Genomic DNA, 17,692 nt, shown 5'->3' with positions numbered 1-17,692 from the left:
GCGGCTCGGCGAAACGGGCAGGGGTCAGCGCGGCTCGGCGAAACGGGTAGGGGTCAGCCGCGCAGCGCGCGCTTCTCCCCGGCGGTCACAGCGAACGGCAGCCGGTTCTCCGGCGGCGGCAGCGGGCAGACGTACTGGTCGCTGAACGCGCACGGCGGCAGGTAGGCGCGGCGGAAGTCCACCGTCACCGCCCCGTCGGCATCCGGCGCGTCGATCGGCAGGAACCGGAACGCGTAGGCGCCGTCGAGCACCGACTGGTCGGCGATCACCGCCGACAGGCCGTCGCCCTCGTCTGAGACGACGAGGTTCACGGCGTGGCCGTCGACCTCGAGCGCGATCGTGCCGGGCACGGCCACGGTGCGCTCGTGGCCGTCGACACTGCGGACGATGCGCTGCGCGCCGGCATCCATCGGCACGAAACGGCCGGCGACCGCCCACCGTTCGTGGTCCGGGTACACCTCGATGCCGCGCAGCTCCACGCGCCCGGGAGCCTCGGGGTCGTAGATGCGCAGCGCCAGCGCGCCGTCGCGCGCGAACGCGCGCACCAACAGGTCACCCACCTCGCGCGTCTCGAAGGGGGCGAGGTCGATGTCTGCGGCATCCACCCCGCGCCCGTGCACCCCGTCCGCGTCGGCGAACCACTCACCGGCCACCCCCTCGACGGCGCGCGGCACCTCATCGAGCCAGTGCGTATATCGCAGCGCGGCGATGCCATGCGGGGCGGTGACGGTCTGCCAACGGGCGGAGTGAACGGTGATGCTCATGCCTTTCACGCTACCCGCGCCGACACGCCGCGCGAACGGTCCCGCCTGCCACGGCGCACCAGACCGGCGCATCAAACCCCGGGACCAACAGCGAATCCCGAGGTCGGGCGCGGCGTCTGACAGAATCGGTGCAGATCGCCATGAATGCACCTGCCCCCCAACAGACAGCGGTCGTCATCGATGACGACGCGCACGTGCGCGGGCTACTGGTGACGATCCTGTCTGCTGCGGGATTCCAGACCATCGCCGTCGACAACGGCTCCGACGGGGTGGATGCCGTGATCGCGCACCGGCCGGACATCACCACCCTCGACGTCAACATGCCCGGCATCGACGGATTCGAGACGGCGCGACGGATCCGCGAGCACAGCGACACCCACATCATGCTCATCACCGCGCTGTCGGACGAGGCCGATGCCGTGCTGGGGTTCAGCGTGGGCGCCGACGACGTCGTGGTCAAACCCTTCCGGCCGCGCGAGCTGCGGGCCCGCGTGCTCGCCGCCCAGCGCCGCCGCCAGTCCGCCGGCGGGGCGGTACAGCGCGGGGTCGGCGACGCCCCGAACGCCGCCGCTCCGGCATCCGCCCCCGGCATGCACGGCCCAGGCCCCCACAACCCCGGCACGCACGGCCCGGGGCCCCACAATCCGGGTGCCCACAACCCGGGCCCCTATACCCCGGGCACGGCGGGCAACGCCCCGGGCGCGGCGGGCAACGCCACCGGAACCGCACACCCCACCGGCACCGCGGGCAACGCCACCGGCACCGCACACGCCGCGGGCACCGCTGACAACCCCACCGGCACCGCGCACCCCACCGAGTCCGGCATGCCGCCCGCAACCGATCACACCACCCCGCCCACCTCGCCGAACCCCGCGGTGCGCGGCATCGGCTGGAACGGACTGCACCTGGTGCGCGCCACCCACAGCACGACGGTCGACGGCGCCGCCGTCGCGCTCACGCGCACCGAGTTCGACCTGCTCGCCACCATCCTCGAGGCGGCGCCCGAGGTGCGCAGCAAGGCCGATCTGGTGCGATCGCTGCACGACGAGCCCGGCGATGTGACGTGGGTGAGCGACTCCGACGAGCGGTCGATCGAGACGCACATCACGAATCTGCGCCGCAAGCTCGGCGACTCGGCCAGCGCGCCGCGGTTCATCGAGACCGTGCGCGGCGTCGGCTATCGCGCGGCCGCTCCGGCGGAACGCTGACGCCATGGCGGTACCGGCCGGGGGGCACTGGGGTGATCTGCGCACACGATCGGTGTGGCGCTGGCAGCTGATCCTGGCCGCCGGCGCGGTCGCGATCATCGCGCTGCTCCCGCTGCTGTCGCCCGAGCTGTTCAGCGACATGCGGTTTCTGACCGGAGCGGTCGGCCTGTCGGCGATCACCGCCGCGACGCTGCTGGTGCCGTGGCACCTGACCACGACCACGGTGATCGCGCTCGTGCCGCTGCTCGACATCGTCGCCATCGGCGCGTTGTCGGCCGGGGGCGACTCGCGCCTGGCCCTGCTGTGGGTGTTCCCGATCGCATGGTTCGCGACGTACTACCGGTTCCCCTGGCTGATCGTGGCGCTGGGAGCGATCGGCGTCGTGCTGCTCATCGACACGAGCCTGCACGGACTGTCGGCCGAGTACGCCCAGCGCACCGTGGTCATGCTGCTGTGCCTCGGCTTCCTCGGCGTCACCATCCTCATCGGGGCGCAGCGCACCCGCGCCTACAGCCACCTGCTGCACCGGCAGTTCGATCAGCTCGACCGCACCCGCCGCCGCGCCGAGCACGACGCGCAGCGCATCGCCGTGCTGTCGAACACCCTCGAGACGGCGATCGCCCGCGTCGACCAGGACGGCGTGCTGCTCGACGCGAACGCCGCGTTCTTGAGTCTGTACGGCGCGGAGGACATCGACACGTTCACGCCCACGGGTGCAGTCGAATACCGCGGCTATCGGGGCGAACCCGTCGACCCCGGCGACACGCTGATCGCGCGCGCCCGGCGGGGCGAGCGCTTCTACGACCACCGGGTGTGGCTGTTCGACCCGCAGGGCCGATGGCGCGCGCTCGACGTGTCGAGTCGCCCCGTGCCCGGTGCCGACGATCCGCCCAACAACCTCATCCTCGCCCACGACGTGACCGATGCCGTCCGCGCCGACGAGCAGCGCCGCACCGTCAGCACCGTGGTCACCCACGAGTTGCGCAATCCCCTCACCGCGATCGTCGGCCACAGCGACCTGCTGCTCGAGCGCGACGACCTCCCCGCCGACGTGCGCGAGCAGATCGCACAGATCGACAGCGCCGGCCAGCGCATGCAGCGCCTCATCACCTCCGCTCTCGAGCCTTACGGCAACGGCGGGGCCGAACAGGACGTCGTCGACCTGGGGCATCTCGTCTCGGCATCCATCGTCGCGTTCGAGCCCACCGCCGAGGCGGGCCGCGTCGACCTGTCGGGCACGCTCGACGGGGCGGTCGCCGTGATCGGCGACGCGTTCCGCCTGCGACAGGCGATCGACAACGTCATCGGCAACGCCGTCAAGTACACCAGCCGCGGCGGCGTCGTGCGGGTGAGCGTGCTCGGCGACGACGAGCACGGCGTGATCGAGGTCAGCGACTCGGGCATCGGCATGACGCGGCAGGACCTCGACCGGATCTTCGAGACCGGGTTCCGCAGCCCCACCGCCCGAGCCAGCGGCATCGCGGGCAGCGGCATCGGCATGTCCGTCGTGCACGACATCGTCTCGGGCCATGGCGGCCGCCTCGACATCACCAGCGACCTGGGCCGGGGCACCTGCGTGACGGTGCGCCTGCCCCGAGCGGATGCCGCGGCCACGCCCGTCGGGCCCGATCTGACCGATGCGGATGACGCCGCAGAGAGGACGTCGACGTGAACAGCACGACTCTGGTGGTCGGCTTCGTCGCCATGACCACGGTGGTGACCGCGATCTACCTGGGCCTCGGGTTTCTGCCCCGCCCCAGCCGCGTCGCGGGCATCTGGGCGGTCGGGTTCATCGGCGGCATGGTCTCCGCGCACCTGTGGGTCAGCGGCGACGCGGTCGACTCGAACACGCTGCGCGCGATCGCCTCCGGGCTCATGGTGCCGATGGTCGCACTGTTCTGGGTGGGACTGCGGGTGCGCCGCGGTGCGGCCGGGTGGCACTGGATCCCCACGCTGATCTACGTGTTCGCCTCACCGATCGTGCTGGTGCTGTTCGCCGAGACGGCGTATTACGTCACCGCGGTGCGCGCGGTGTTCCTCGTGGCCGGCGCGTTCACGGTCTGGACGGTGATCGAGCTCGTGCGGCTGGGCAACAGACACCGCGACGAGGTCCTCCCCCTCGCCCTCGTGTCGGCGACGTTCACGATCCTCAGCGTCATCAACGTGTTTCAGGAGGTTGTGCGCCTGTTGGAGGGGCAGCCTCAGGTGCCCGCGCTCACGCAGACCCGCGACCTCAACATGATCGGGTCGCTGGTGTACATGACATGCGCCCTGGTGACCCTGCTGCTGCTCACCCGCTCTCGCATGGGGCGCGGCGGGTCGGCGGCGAGCGCGGCCTCGTTCGTCGAGGTCGCCACCGACCGGCTGCGTCGTGCACAGGCCACCGACGACCGGTGGTGGTCGGTGCTCGTGATCCGCCTCGACGACCCGGCGGTGCTGCGCGAGGCGTCGAGCAGCAACGGTTTCGAACTGATCGCCTCGAAGTTCTCGCGCGTGGTGCGCAGCACCCTGCCGGCGGAGGCCGACATCTGGGCCCGTGACACGGTCGAGTTCGTCGTGCTGCTGCCGCGCCCCGAGGGGGCGGTGCGTCAGGAACTCGTGCGCCTGCTGCGCGAGATCGCGGCGGCCGACCCCGACTCGCCGCTGGCGATCCGGCTGTCGGCGAGCGTCGGCTGGGCCGCGGTGGATGCCGTGGGTTACGACCTCGATACTCTTGTCGCCGCGGCGTCGGGCGCCGCGGCGCGGGCCGCCGCCGCCGGTGGCGACCGGTGGCATCGCGTGGCCGCCGCCGACGTGGTGCGCTGACCCCGCGGTTCTCATCCGGCGCTGAACGCCGGCATCCACCCCGGCCGCAGTATGCGACGGACAAACGCCGCCATTGCCTCCCGCCCAGCCTGTTGACTAGTCTCGCGCGGCGGGTGCGGGTAAGCCGTCCTTGGCATGAACAGGACGAAAGCGTTCGCCGGGACGACCAGACAGCACTTGGTGGTCGCTACGACCGACCTATGATCGCGAATCTGTCCGTTCCGAGTGGTCGCAATGATGAACCTGGCGCCTCGCTTGTCCAGCCGGTGACAGACCATGGAGGTCTTTGCGGCGTCGCGGTCGCCCCCGCCCTCGACCGTCGGGGAGGACGTTACCACGACCTCGTTGCGTCCAGACCTCGCTAGGACCCAGCAGGTGCCCCAGCGTCCGGGCTCCCGGCGCGCTCCGCGCGCCCGCGCCCCAACATCCAGTCTCTTCAATACCGCGAGAGGAAGTCCTTCAGCACGCGGTGCCCGAACACGAGCGAGTCCACGGGCACGCGCTCGTCGACGCCGTGGAACATCGAGAAGAAGTCGAACCCTCGCGGCAGACGCAACGGCGCGAAGCCGTATCCCACGATTCCCAGCCGCGAGAGCGCCTTGTTGTCGGTGCCGCCGCTCATGACGAACGGCAGCACGGGAACTCCGGGATCGGCGCGGTCCAGGGCGCCGACGGCCGTGTCGTACAGCGCACCGTCCGCCGCCTCCTCAAGCCCCACGCCGCGACGGACGATCTCTACTTCGATGTCCTCTCCAATGATGAGCTGAATCTGCCGGAGCGCTTCTTCCTCAGTGCCGGCGGGCGTGCGCACATCGACGAGGGCCTGTGCGACGGCAGGAATGACGTTGTGCTTGTACCCCGCAGTGAAACCGGTCGAGTTCGCTGTCACCCGAAGCGAGGAGGCCAGAATACGGGCGGCCGTCCCGGTACGCGCGATCAGCGCATCGGGGTCGGTGGTGCCGTCGCCGACGAGGCTCGCAAGGCCCGCCACGAGCCGGGTCGCGGCGGGCCCCATGTGGATCGGGAAGCGCGTCTCCCCCAAGCGCGAGACCGCTCGCGCGAGCCGGGTGACGGCGTTGTCGTCGTGCACACTCATGCCGTGACCTGCGGCACCACGAACGGTCAGTCGCAACCAGACGAGGGATCGCTCTCCCACCTGCAGCAGGTAGGCCGGGTGCGCATCGTCGACCAGGATGGAGAAGCCACCCGCCTCACCGATGGCCTCCGTCGCTCCAGTGAACCACTCGGGCCGCTCGTCTACGACGAGCTCTGCCCCCTCGTGGCCCGCGTCTTCCTCATCTGCGAAGAACGTGACGATCAGATCACGCTCCGGCTGGCGGCCTTCGTCGAGAATGGCAGCCACGGCGGTGAGGATCATGGCGTCCATGTTCTTCATGTCGACCGCGCCGCGGCCCCACAGCATCCCCTCGCGGATGACGCCGCCGAACGGGTCGACCGACCAGTCCTCCGCGACCGCAGGAACCACGTCGAGGTGGCCGTGTACGACCAGGGCCGGCTTGTCGGGGTTTCGCCCCGGCACACGCGCCATGACATTGGTGCGCCGAGGCCGCGGCTCGAAGTATTCGACACCCAGTCCGAGGCGTTCCAGGTACGCGCTGACGAACTCAGCGGCCTCGCGTTCGCCGCGCGATTGACCTCCGCCGAAGTTCGACGTGTCGAACCTGATGAGGTCGGCCGCGAGGTCGACGACCTCGGCCGCCCGATCCACCGCATCGGTTGCCGGATCCTGCCCGGGAGGTTCCACGTGATTCCCCTTTGCCTTCTCGTTTCACGGCGGCACACGGCAGCCGCATGATGCGCTTCGGGCGCCCAGAGCCCGATCCGTGTCAGCCGGTGACCGCCGCGCGTGCGGCGACGAATGCTGTCACACACGTGTTCACGTCATCCTCGGTGTGAACCGCCGAGATCTGCACGCGGATGCGCGGCGACTCTCGCGGCACGACAGGGAAACTGAAGGCGATGACGTAGACGCCCAGGCTGAGCATGTGATCGGCGACGGCGGTGGCCGTCCGCGCGTCGGGCATGAGCACCGGGACGATCGGATGCTCACCCGGAAGCAGATCGAAGCCCTCGGCGACCATCCGCTCCCGAAACTGCGCCGCGCGCTGCGTCAGACGCTCTCGCGCGTCGTCCGAACCCGCGGCGATCCGCAACGCCGCACGTGCTCCCCCCACCATCGGCGGCGGAACCGAATTGGAGAAGAGGTAGGGACGCGCGCGCTGGCGGAGGAGCTCGATGACGTCGGCGTCGCCCGCGACATAGCCCCCCGAACCGCCGCCGAGCGCCTTGCCCAGCGTGCCCGTGAGAAGCGACACACGGTCAGACACTCCAAACAAAGCCGGCGTGCCGCGACCTCCCGGGCCGACGAAACCCACCGCGTGGGAATCGTCGACCATGACGGTGGCACCGTGGCGTTCGGCGAGGTCGCAGATGCGGTCGAGGGGCGCGAGGTAGCCGTCCATCGAGAAGACGCCGTCGGTGACGATGACGATGCGTCGCGATCCCGCAGCCGCGATCAGCTGCCGTTCGAGATCATCCATGTCGCGGTTGCGGTAGCGGAAGCGCTTGGCTTTGCTGAGGCGGATGCCGTCGATGAGCGAGGCGTGGTTCAACTCGTCCGAGATGATGGCGTCTTCTGCGCCGAACAGCACCTCGAACGTGCCGGTGTTCGCGTCGAAGCACGAGGGGAAGAGGATCGTCTGGTCGGTTCCGAGGAACTCGGCGAGCTCTCGCTCCAGCTCAAGGTGGGGTTGCTGCGTCCCGCAGATGAAGCGGACGCTCGCCATGCCGAAGCCCCACTGTTCGAGTGCGTCTGCGGCTGCCCGTGTGATCGCGGGGTCGTCCGCGAGACCGAGATAGTTGTTCGCACAGAAATTGAGCACGACGGATCCGCCGCTGCGGATGCTGCCCGACTGCGACGTCTCGATGGCCCGCTCGCGCTTTCTCAGCCCCGCGGCGTCGATGTCCTGCAACTCCGCCCGAGCCTGCCCCGCCAGAATCCCCGTCACCGTGATCTCCCTCCACTCGTGCGCGACCGCGCGCCGCTCGTCACGACGTCCACTCCACCGCTGTCCGCGCGAGCACGGCGGCCACGCGCCGCACGCTCGCGAGCGACACCCACTCGTCGGGCGAATGCATTCCGCCGCCCGTCGGGCCGTAGTAGGTTGCGGGAACGCCCACGTCGCCGAAGTATCGGGCGTCGGCGGTGCCGAACATGGGCGTCACGCGCGCGGGTTCGCCGCTGACGGCTTCGACCTGCGACCGCAGCAGCGCGACGATGGGCGACTCGGGGTCGATCGCATAGCCACGCGCTTGAAAGCCGTGCCACCGGATCTGGGGAGGGTTCTCGGCGAGCCACGCGTGCGACGCACCGAACGCCGCGATCCGGTCGACGACGAACTGCTTCGCCTGATCCACAGACCAGCCGATGGGATACGCCATGCGCACGCCGATGACACACTCCAGCGGGACGTTCGAGGGCCAGTCGCCACCGCGGATCGTCCCGACGTTGAGCGTGAGCGGCGAGTCATAGCCATCGAAAGCGGGATGCGAGAAGCTCGCGTTGAGCTCGGCGGGAAGCGTCCGCAGGAATGTCGCGAGGTCAGTGGCCACCTCGATGGCGTTGACGGAGGCTCCGGCAAGTCCTACGTAGGCGGCACGCCCCCGCACCGTGACCTCGAACCACACGACACCGGGGTTTGCAATATGGACGTCTTCGTGAGTGATCTCGGGGATGATCGCGGCGTCGGTGTTCGGCCCGCGCACACGCGCCGCCAGTGTGCCGTTTCCCGTCGACTCCTCTTCGATCACCGACTCGAACACGATGTCGCCCCGAGGCGCAACCCCCGCCGTGCGGATGGCGTCGATCGCGAGAAGCGCCGCCACCAGGCCGCCCTTCATATCCATCGATCCGCGACCGTAGAGCCGGTCGCCCACAACCGCCCCGCTGTAGGGGTTGTCGGTCCACAGGTGCTCGGGCTCGGTGCTGACGACATCGACATGGCCCGAGAGCGTCAACGAACGACCGCCACCTGTCCCCTTCATGATGGCGGTGACATTGGGGCGCGCGAGCGCGGTGTGATCGGCCGTGGCGAAGTCGGGGTGGTGCGTGAGCGCCTCGATGTCGACCGTCCACAGGTCGGTCTCGAGCCCGATCTTCTCCGCGTGCGAGGCGAGGAGGCGCTGGGCGGGCTCTTCCGCGCCGCCGAGGCTGGGTGTCTGCACGAGCGAAGACAGCAGTTCGACATACCGCGGCCACAGCTGGTCGAGCGCAGACTCGATCGTGGCGCCGTAACGGGCCTCGGGGTCTCGCGATGTGCTCACCGTGTCTCCTCGTGCCGTTGTGCGGGCAGTGGCGGGATCGGCGTGCCCGAGCCGGCGGCGGGCGCCGTCATGCCGAAAGCCCGCCGTCGATCGCGAGGACCTGCCCCGTCACGAAGCGCGCTCCGTCGGACAGCAGATACTCGACGGCCGGCGAGATGTCGTCGTATCGCGCGACCCGGCCGAGCGGAATGGCGCTCTCGACCGCGCGGCGCCTCTCGGGGTCGGCGAGCGTCTGCCTGCCCAGTTCGGTGTCGACGAACGTGGGGGCGATGGCGTTGACACGGATGCCGTGGCCGGCCCATTCCCGTGCGAACGCCCTCGTGAGCATGACGAGCCCCGCTTTGGATGCCGCGTATGCGGCACGTTCGACTGTTCCGACCAGCGCCGCCGCGGAGGCGACGTTGACGATGGCGCCGGGGGCCTCGGCATCCACCCACCGGCGGGCGACCGCCTGCGCGCAGAGGAAGGCCCCCTTGAGATTGGTGTCGACGACGCGGTCGAGATCTTCCGGAGAGAGGTCGAGAGCGAGGCCCACGCACTGCGCCCCCGCGTTATTGACCAGTGCGGTCAGCGGGCCCAGCGCTTCCCACGCGTCGGCGACGGCGCGCGCGACCGAGTCGGCATCACGCACATCGACCACCGCGACGTGCGCGCGGCATCCGTATCGCTGCACCTCGGACGCGGCAGATCCCAACTCGTCGGCGGAACGCCCGCAGAGCGCGACATCCCATCCGGCGCGCGCCAGCGAGAGGGCGATGTCGCGGCCGATCCCCCGCGAAGCGCCCGTGACCATGACGACGCCCTGCGAGTGGGCGGCGGAAGGCTTCTCCGCGTTCATACGGTGAGGTCTCCCCCATTGATGTCGATGCTCGCGCCGGTGATGTAGGCGGCTGAATCGGAGGAGAGGAAGACGATCAGGTCGGCGACTTCGTCGGGCATTCCCAGGCGCGGGATCGGAAAGCCCTCTGCATACTGGCGCACCTGATCCTCGGCGATCGTCGTGCGGACCATGGCCGTGTCGATGAGCCCGGGGCACACCGCGTTGACCGTGACGCCGTCCGGCGCGAGCTCCCGCGACATGTGGCGGGTCAGGCCCAGCAGACCGGCCTTGGAGGCCGTGTAGTGGGCTCCGCCGATCGTGCTGACGCTCTTGCCCGCCGACGACGAGACATTGACGATCCGCCCCCACCCGCGCACCCGCATGCCGCGAGCGGCAGCCTGCGACATCAAGAACGGCGCCGTGAGATTGACGTCCAGCACAAGACCCCACTCGGACTGCTCGATGGCGTCGGAGGGCGTCGGAAAGAGCACTCCTGCCGCATTGACGAGGATGTCGGCGTCAGCGGCGGGGCCGGCGGCGAAAAGCGAGTCGACGGCCGATGCATCCGTGACGTCGATGCGGGCCTCTGCAGCGGCGGCCCCTTCTGCCGCGCAGGCTTCGACGACACCTGCGAGCCGTTGCGACCCGGGCAGATCGCACAGCAGCACGGAGGCGCCTGCCCTCGCGAGCTTGAGCGCCGCGGCAGCCCCGATCCCGCCTCCCGCGCCGGTCACCACCGCCGTGCGCCCCGCAAGGCCTCCGGTCGGGTCAGAGACACTCATCATCATCGTCGCGCGCTCCACGTCACATCGTTGCGGAAGTAGGTAATACGTATGCATACTAGGGCTACGAACCACCTCGGGCAACCGTTCGCCCAGCGCTCCCCCGCTTCACCTCCCTGGGGCGTGCCGGCAGAAAAGCGCACGCACCGCGCCGGTGAGCCCGGAAACGACGAGAGGAGCGCGACCCCGCTATGGACGTTGTCATCTCAGGCGCGGGTGGACGCATGGGCAGCCACGTCGCCCGCCTGCTGCTCGGCGAAGGCCATCGCGTGCGCGCGCTGGACATCGCCCCCAGCCACACCCTCGGCGAGCTCGAGGCCCAGGGGGCTTTGGTGTTCCTCGGTGGCCTGGACGACCGCGACACGTTGGCGCGCGCCTGTGACGGCGTCGACGCCGTCGTGCACCCCGGCGCCGTGCTCAGCTCCCACGGGCGACCCGACGACCTCGTCATCCAGGCCAACTTCGTCGGCACCTACAACCTGCTGGTCGCCGCCCGCGACCACGCCCCGGGCTTGAAGCGCTTCGTGTACGTAAGCAGCGATGCCGTCTACTGGCGCACAGCGACCGCCGGCTCCCCCGTCCTGCCTGTGACGGAGCAGTTCTCCCGCGTGGCCGGAACCGTGTACGGCGCCACCAAAGTCGGTGCCGAGCAGCTGTGCACGGCGTTCCTGGCGTCCTACGGCATGCCCACGACGGTCGCGCGACCGACCATGACCGTCGTCCCGAGCGAGCTCATCGATCCCGACAGCGCCTTCGGACGGCGCTGGTTCGTCGGCGGTGCGCGGCGATGGTGGCGGTCGCGGCCGGCGCTGTCGCCCCTCGAGGCCGATTTCGTCCGGATACTGGACGAGTCCGGCGCCGACGATGACGACCTGTTCCTCGTCGTGAGACCCGACGGCCAGCCGAGCGTCACGATGCTCAATGACGCGCGCGACGTGGCGCAGGGCCTGCGGCTCATGATCGATGCGCCCGAAGCTGTCGGTCAAGCGTTCAACCTGGGGTCGTTCGACATCTCGGAGCGCACGCTCGTCGAGGCGATCGCCGCCCAGCTCGGACGCCGGATGCACACGTTCGCGCACCCGATCGCCCGCCCCAGCTGGTATGTCAGCAGCCAGAAGGCCCAGCAGGCCTTCGGCTATCACCCCGTTCACGACCCGCTGGGAATGGTCGCAGAAGCAATGGAAACCCGATTCGACGGAGGCGACAGATGAACGCGATCGAGTGGAACCCGGACTGGAACGGGCCATCGCTGGCCGACCTCGAGAACGCGTGCCGCCGGGCGACCGCGTGGATCACGGCGCAGCAGACCTCAGATGGCATGATCGGCGACCCGGCTGAGGGGTTCAAGGCGCATCGCGCCGCGTGGGCCCTGGGCCTCATGGGCGAGGTCGACGCGGCGAACGCCTATATGTCGTGGGCGCGCACGCACCTGCTCGGCGACGGCGCACTGAACGGACCGGCACGGCTCCTGTTGGACGGGTGGGCGTATCGCGACTCCACCTTCATCATCGGCGCCCACATGCTGGAGCAGTACGACCTCTCCCTCGGCCTCATCGACAACATGCTCTCGTGGCAGGATCCCGTCTCCGGAGGTTTCGCCAACGACGCCCTCCCCGACGGTTCCGGCAGCGACGAGATGGACATCCCCTACGCCTGCGGGCCGGGCTTCGCGGCACTGATCTGCGGCCGGATCGACGAAGCGCGCAAAGTGGCCGGCTTCCTCCGTCGCGTGTACGACGCGCAGACCGAGCTTCCGGAGCGGATGCACCTATTCTGGTCGCGGCGCGACCAGCGTCCCATCCTGCCGAGCGATGCCGCGTGGGAAGAGCGGTTCGTGGTCGAGAACGCGGTCGACCGCAATCAGCGCTGGACGACGGGCGGTATCGCAGCCGGATTCCTCGGCCGGCTCTACCTCGTAGACCGCGACCCCGCGCTGCTCGACCTCGCCCGCAAGTACCAGGCGTTCAGCATGGCTGCCACGGATGCACAGTTCACGTACCCGGCCGTCTGCAAGACCAGCTGGGGAGCGTCACTCCTCTACCAGATCACCGGAGAAGAGGTCTATCTCGAGTGGCTGCACCGGATGGCCGCCTGGTACATCGAGACGCAGACCGACGAAGGCTTCTGGCACCCGTACGTCGAGGACAGCGTCGGCGATGTCATCGAGATCACGCTCGAGTTCATCATGCACGTGAAGATCCTCATGGGTGCGGTCACCTCCCGCCCTCAGGGATCACGCTGATGCCATCGAGCCTCGTCGGACGCTCCATCCACGACGTAGATACACCGGCAGCCCTCCTCGACCTCGACGTCTTCGAGCAGAACGCGAGGCACATCGCGTCGTATCTCGCCGCCAGCGGCGTGAACTGGCGTCCGCACGTCAAGGCCCACAAGTCCCCCGTGCTCGCGAAGCTCGCGATCGCCTGCGGAGCGTCGGGGCTCACGTGTGCGAAGACCGCCGAAGCGGAGGTCATGGTCGAAGCGGGTCTCACCGACATCCTGGTGGCAAATCACCTCGGCTCTGCCGTGAAGTGGCGCCGCATCGCAGGACTGCAACGGTCTGCCCGCGTCCTGGTGTGCGCGGATGACCCGGCCCACGTCCGGATGGCGTCGCAGGCGGCTACCGAACTCGGCGTCGAGATCCCCCTCCTCGTCGAGCTCGACCTGGGAATGCGTCGCGTCGGCGTGCCCACGTATGAGGCGGCACGAGACCTCGCCGTGCTTGTCGCCGAGTCCCCGGGTGTCCGCCTTGACGGCGTCATGGGATATGAGGGCCACGTCCTCCAGACCTGGCCCGAGGAACGGAAGGAGCGCGAGTGCCGCGAGGCGGTGGGCTTGCTCACCGACACCGCCGACCGCCTACGAGCGGACGGTCACGCGATCGAGATCGTCAGCGCCGGCGGCACGGGATCCTTCGAGATCACGGCGCGGATCCCTGGAGTCACCGAGATCGAAGCGGGCGGCGGGTGCCTCATGGACCTGTTCTACTCGGACTACTGCCATGTGCCGCTGCCGCATGCGCTCACGCTCTTGACGACCGTCGTCAGCGTCCAGACCCCGGGACAAGCCGTGATCGATGCGGGGGCGAAGGCGCTCGGCCAGGGCGCCGCGTTCCCTTTCCCCCGCTCCATCGAGTCGCCCGAGCTGGCCGTCACCGCGCTCTCGGCCGAGCATGGGATGCTGGCGACGGGAACCGACAGGATGTCGGTCGGTCAGCGGGTGCGCCTGGTCGCCGGATACAGCGACGCGATGCTCGTGCTCCATGACCACGCGCTGGGCGTGCGGGGCGACACCGTCGTCGACGTCATCGAGCTCACGGCGCGCGGGCGACTGACCTGATGTCTGCCCGCTTCGACCTCGTCGTGGTCGGCGGCCAGGTGGTCGACGGCAGCGGGAGCGCGCGGTACGCGGGCGATGTCGGCATCATCGGTGATCGCATCGCGGCGATCGGCGACCTGAGTGGGGCGGCGACGAGCGACCGCCTCGACGCCTCGGGTGCTGTCGTCGCGCCCGGTTTCATCGACGCGCACGTCCATTCCGAACTCGCCCTCCTGGCACGCCCGATCAGCATGTCAGACCTCCACCAAGGCGTCACGACGCACATCGTCGGTCAGGACGGCACCGGTTTCGCGCCCTCCGACCCCGAGACACTCGCCCTCGTCCGCCGCGCCCTGGGGCCGCTCTACGACAGTCCGACACAGGTCGAACCCGCCTCGATCGCACAGTTCCTCGAGCGATATGACCACGCCTCGACCGTGAACGTGGCGACCCTCATCCCCAACGGCAACGTCCGCGCGATGGTGATGGGCAGCGATGCCCGCACGGCGACGCCCGTCGAGCTGGCCGAGATGACAGAGATCTGCCGCCAGGGGATGCGCGAGGGAGCCCTCGGTTTGTCGTCGGGGCTCGACTACGCGCCGTCTGGGTTCGCCTCCACCGCGGAGCTGATCTGCTTGGCCCGTGCCGTCGCGGAGTTCGGCGGCCTCTACGTCTCACACATCCGCTACGCCGACGGCATGGAGACTGCGCTGCGGGAGGCGCTGCAGATCGGGCGAGAATCCGGCGCCGCCACCCACATCAGCCACTTGCGGCCGGATGCGCCGGACCGCCCGGCGAGCGACCTGCTCGACATCGTGTCCACCGCCCGCACGCAAGGGGCCGACGTCACTTTCGACGGCTACCCCTATGCGTTCGGGTGCACGTCTCTCACGGTCCTCCTGCCCACGTGGATCTTGGCGGGAACCCAAGCGGAAGTCACGGGGCGGCTCCGCGATCCGGCCGCGCGTAGGCGACTTCGCGAGCAGCTCGACCACGACTTCTCCGCATGGGCTCGCCTCGAGCTCGCGGGAGACCTCGGCATCCACGACGCGCTCCTCAACGGTCTCCGCATCGATGTCGCGGCGCGAGCCATCGGGAAAGAGATCGTCGACTTCGTCTGTGACCTCCTCATCGACAACGATCTCCAGGTGCTCGTGCTGGGGGTGGATGACGGCGACGACTTCGCGATCGCTCAGGTCAAGGCCATGCTCAGCGCCGAAGCACACCTGGCCTGCAGCGACGCCATTTACGCGCGCGGAAGAACCCATCCTCGGCGCACCGGCGCGTTTGCCCGCTTCGTGGGCGATTTCGTCCGCGGCCGCGACTTCCTCTCGCTGGAGTCGGCCGTGCACCATGCCACGCGCGCATCCGCCGTGCGGCACGGCCTGTTCGATCGGGGACTGATCGACTGCGGCATGGTAGCCGACATCACGATCTTCGACGCCGAGACATTCGGCGCCGCCCCGGGCGCCGGTCGGGACGGACTCGCCACCGGTATGCGACACGTCGTGGTCAACGGCGAGGTCGCGCTGCGCGCCGGAACGGTCACCGGCGCCCTGCCGGGCCGCGGACTCCGGCGGACACGGGCGCACTTCGGCCACACCCGCACGGACTCGACCTCGTACTAACGCACCTCACGAGGACCCGCCAGTGCATACGATGCCGCCGTGTTTCCTCGCGGGGACCAGCCATTTCTCTCGTGTTACCTGCCGGTCATCCTCGGCTCACACGCCGGAAACTATTGACGATTACGTTCTTTTAGTGTTACGTATGCATTACTCGTTCTGCACGATGGCGTGAGGCGGCTTGCTCCACAGCCAGACAACGTACGCAGCACCCTATGGAAGCCATGCGGAGCCGCGCACATCCACGGAGGATAGAAAATGACGTCCATGAGATCTCGGCTTGCAGGAGGGTTGGCTGCCATTGGCGCGGCAGCGCTGCTGCTCACGGCCTGCACAGGCGGTTCGACAGAAGGCGGCTCGACGCCCGGCACGGAGGCCCGCGACGTCCTCGTGGTCGGAGCGCAGGCCCAGATCGCCGACCTCAACCCTCTGACGGGATCCGCGCAGGGCAAGAGCCAGACCCTCAGCGCGATCGCGGCGCCGATCCTCTACATCAACGGCGCCAACGAGGTCGTGTCAGATCTGCTCGAAGAGTGGAGCGTCTCGGACGACGCGCTCACTGTCACCTTCACACTCAAGAGCGGCATGAAGTGGTCTGACGACGAGCCAATCACCTCGGAGGACCTCCGCCAGAGCCTCGCCGCATACCTGGCACCCGGTGTGGGCGCCAACGCGGGAGCGGTGGGCCCCATCGTCGGAAAGACCGAGCTCGGCGAAGACACGAGCACACCTCTCGAAGAGCTCGCGACCCCCGGCCTCGTGGTCGTCGACGAGCAGACGCTGGAAATCAAGCTCGACGCGAAGAACGCCATCTGGCCGACCCAGTGGGCCCTGATCGGTGCCTACCAGCCGCTGCTTCCGTCGCACGTGCTGGGCGGCGAGACGCTGGCAAACATCAAGAACAGCTCCTACTTCACCGAGTGGCCGGTCTCGGCCGGGCCCTACACCCTGACCTCGTTCGCGCTCGGCGAGTCCGCAGAGACGGCAGCCAACCCGAACTGGCCGGGAGGAACGCCCGGTTTCGAGAAGCTGGTGCTCAAGTACCTCACCGCCGACCAGGCGATCGCTCAGCTGCAGACGGGCGAGGTGCAGTACATCTCGCCGGTGGCGCCGGCCGACCTCGAGACGGTGTCTGGCATCTCGGGCATCACCGTCGCCTCCGCCCCCCAGGTCTACCCCGACGTGCTCGCGCTCAACTACGTCTCGCCCAACATGCAGGACGTCCGCGTCCGTCAGGCGATCACCTACGCGATCGACCGCGAGACCATCTGTGAGCGCGTGCTCGGCGGCAGCTGCACGGTCACCGAGGAGAACTACCGCCTCCTGGGCCCGGACTGGGCCTTCCCGACCTCCGGCGTCACCGCCTACCCGTTCGACCCCGACAAGGCCAAGGACCTTCTCGCCGAGGCGGGCTGGGACTCCGACACGACCCTGTCGATTCTCACGCGCAACTCCGAGTCGCCGGCCTTCACGGCGCAGACCTTCACCATCATCCAGCAGCAGCTCGCCGACGTCGGCATCAAGGTCGACCTCGTCGACGTCTCGACCGCAGACCTCCTGAGCCGCATCCAGGAACCGGAGACCTCCGGCTACGACGGCTTCTGGATCAACGGCGCCAACTTCGCGGTCGATCCCGGGAGCCTCGCGAACTACTACGCGTGCGCGAACCGGTATCCCGCGGGCTCCAACACGAGCCAGTTCTGCAACCCCGACGTCGACGACCTGCTCGCGCTCGGCCTGACGCAGACTGACGCCACAGAACGTGCCGAGACCTACCAGTCGATCCTGGCGACGCTCAACCAGGACCCGACGGAGATCGCGATCTACGTCGTCGACCTGAACCAGGCACACGACGAACGCCTCGTCGGACCGGAAGCCAACGGCTGGATGACGACGGTGTTCAGCGACATCGGAAGGTGGACGTGGAGCTAGGCCTGCCACCCGCTGACTGACCTCCATCGGATGCAGGTGGTGTGCGCGGCCCTCGCGCACTCCACCTGCATCGCTGTCCGAGGTCGTGCGCACA

General features: G+C 69.1%; 13 protein-coding genes and 1 pseudogene. 8 read left to right on the top strand and 6 right to left on the bottom strand.

Going from position 1 to position 17,692, the window contains the following annotated elements:
• Nucleotides 1–53: 53 nt before the first annotated feature.
• Entirely contained in the window at nt 54–764 is a 711-nt protein-coding gene (locus ACQ143_RS10560) for a DUF1684 domain-containing protein (RefSeq protein ID WP_449570643.1), read from the bottom strand.
• Between the two features lie 140 nt (nt 765–904).
• On the opposite strand from ACQ143_RS10560, the gene ACQ143_RS10555 reads away from it, so the two are divergent.
• Genes ACQ143_RS10555 through ACQ143_RS10545 form a run of 3 tightly spaced genes read left to right on the top strand, consistent with a single transcriptional unit; the run spans nt 905 to nt 4,777 of the window.
• Nucleotides 905–1,972 carry a response regulator gene (locus tag ACQ143_RS10555; protein ID WP_449570642.1) on the top strand — a complete coding sequence of 356 codons (1,068 nt, stop codon included), beginning with the start codon at nt 905–907 and terminating at the stop codon, nt 1,970–1,972.
• A gap of 4 nt (nt 1,973–1,976) precedes the next feature.
• A complete protein-coding gene (locus ACQ143_RS10550; RefSeq protein ID WP_449570641.1) occupies nt 1,977–3,644 on the top strand; it encodes a sensor histidine kinase in 1,668 nt (555 codons plus the stop codon).
• Nucleotides 3,641–4,777 carry a hypothetical protein gene (locus ACQ143_RS10545; RefSeq protein ID WP_449570640.1) on the top strand — a complete coding sequence of 379 codons (1,137 nt, stop codon included), beginning with the start codon at nt 3,641–3,643 and terminating at the stop codon, nt 4,775–4,777. The genes ACQ143_RS10550 and ACQ143_RS10545 overlap by 4 nt, the downstream gene beginning before the upstream one ends.
• 436 nt (nt 4,778–5,213) lie before the next feature.
• Here ACQ143_RS10545 and ACQ143_RS10540 read toward each other — a convergent pair.
• The 5 genes and pseudogenes from ACQ143_RS10540 to ACQ143_RS10520 form a co-directional block, all read right to left on the bottom strand.
• Nucleotides 5,214–6,545, bottom strand: a pseudogene (locus ACQ143_RS10540) (M20/M25/M40 family metallo-hydrolase); the annotation flags it as partial.
• Nucleotides 6,546–6,624: 79 nt separating this feature from the next.
• Entirely contained in the window at nt 6,625–7,806 is a 1,182-nt protein-coding gene (locus ACQ143_RS10535; RefSeq protein WP_449570639.1) for a glycine C-acetyltransferase, read from the bottom strand.
• Between the two features lie 40 nt (nt 7,807–7,846).
• Nucleotides 7,847–9,121 carry an ArgE/DapE family deacylase gene (locus ACQ143_RS10530; protein WP_449570638.1) on the bottom strand — a complete coding sequence of 425 codons (1,275 nt, stop codon included), beginning with the start codon at nt 9,119–9,121 and terminating at the stop codon, nt 7,847–7,849.
• A 67-nt stretch (nt 9,122–9,188) separates the two neighbouring features.
• Nucleotides 9,189–9,959 (bottom strand): SDR family NAD(P)-dependent oxidoreductase, encoded by a 771-nt coding sequence (locus ACQ143_RS10525; RefSeq protein ID WP_449570637.1) that lies wholly within the window; start codon nt 9,957–9,959, stop codon nt 9,189–9,191.
• Nucleotides 9,956–10,744 (bottom strand): SDR family NAD(P)-dependent oxidoreductase, encoded by a 789-nt coding sequence (locus ACQ143_RS10520; RefSeq protein WP_449570636.1) that lies wholly within the window; start codon nt 10,742–10,744, stop codon nt 9,956–9,958. Before ACQ143_RS10520 ends, ACQ143_RS10525 begins: the two co-directional genes overlap by 4 nt.
• A 170-nt stretch (nt 10,745–10,914) precedes the next feature.
• On the opposite strand from ACQ143_RS10520, the gene ACQ143_RS10515 reads away from it, so the two are divergent.
• The 5 genes from ACQ143_RS10515 (at nt 10,915) to ACQ143_RS10495 (ending at nt 17,598) form a co-directional block, all read left to right on the top strand.
• The gene (locus ACQ143_RS10515; RefSeq protein ID WP_449570635.1) at nt 10,915–11,934 is read left to right on the top strand and encodes an NAD-dependent epimerase/dehydratase family protein; all 1,020 of its coding nucleotides are present in this window, start codon (nt 10,915–10,917) and stop codon (nt 11,932–11,934) included.
• Nucleotides 11,931–12,965 (top strand): hypothetical protein, encoded by a 1,035-nt coding sequence (locus ACQ143_RS10510; protein WP_449570634.1) that lies wholly within the window; start codon nt 11,931–11,933, stop codon nt 12,963–12,965. Before ACQ143_RS10515 ends, ACQ143_RS10510 begins: the two co-directional genes overlap by 4 nt.
• On the top strand, nt 12,965–14,062 hold the full coding sequence (locus ACQ143_RS10505) for an alanine racemase (protein WP_449570633.1): 1,098 nt from the start codon (nt 12,965–12,967) through the stop codon (nt 14,060–14,062). The genes ACQ143_RS10510 and ACQ143_RS10505 overlap by 1 nt, the downstream gene beginning before the upstream one ends.
• Nucleotides 14,062–15,669, top strand: coding sequence for an N-acyl-D-amino-acid deacylase family protein (locus tag ACQ143_RS10500; RefSeq protein ID WP_449570632.1), 1,608 nt, complete (start codon nt 14,062–14,064; stop codon nt 15,667–15,669). Before ACQ143_RS10505 ends, ACQ143_RS10500 begins: the two co-directional genes overlap by 1 nt.
• 288 nt (nt 15,670–15,957) lie before the next feature.
• A complete protein-coding gene (locus ACQ143_RS10495; RefSeq protein WP_449570631.1) occupies nt 15,958–17,598 on the top strand; it encodes an ABC transporter substrate-binding protein in 1,641 nt (546 codons plus the stop codon).
• Nucleotides 17,599–17,692: the final 94 nt, after the last annotated feature.

It is taken from the genome of Microbacterium pollutisoli (assembly GCF_053586795.1).
This window is presented reverse-complemented; position numbering and strand designations above follow the sequence as displayed.

Coding starts and splice junctions, on each gene's coding strand:
- ACQ143_RS10560 (WP_449570643.1), bottom strand. CDS start 764: ATGAGCATCACCGTTCACTCCGCCCGTTGGCAGACCGTCACCGCCCCG.
- ACQ143_RS10555 (WP_449570642.1), top strand. CDS start 905: ATGAATGCACCTGCCCCCCAACAGACAGCGGTCGTCATCGATGACGAC.
- ACQ143_RS10550 (WP_449570641.1), top strand. CDS start 1,977: ATGGCGGTACCGGCCGGGGGGCACTGGGGTGATCTGCGCACACGATCG.
- ACQ143_RS10525 (WP_449570637.1), bottom strand. CDS start 9,959: ATGAACGCGGAGAAGCCTTCCGCCGCCCACTCGCAGGGCGTCGTCATG.
- ACQ143_RS10515 (WP_449570635.1), top strand. CDS start 10,915: ATGGACGTTGTCATCTCAGGCGCGGGTGGACGCATGGGCAGCCACGTC.
- ACQ143_RS10510 (WP_449570634.1), top strand. CDS start 11,931: ATGAACGCGATCGAGTGGAACCCGGACTGGAACGGGCCATCGCTGGCC.
- ACQ143_RS10505 (WP_449570633.1), top strand. CDS start 12,965: ATGCCATCGAGCCTCGTCGGACGCTCCATCCACGACGTAGATACACCG.
- ACQ143_RS10500 (WP_449570632.1), top strand. CDS start 14,062: ATGTCTGCCCGCTTCGACCTCGTCGTGGTCGGCGGCCAGGTGGTCGAC.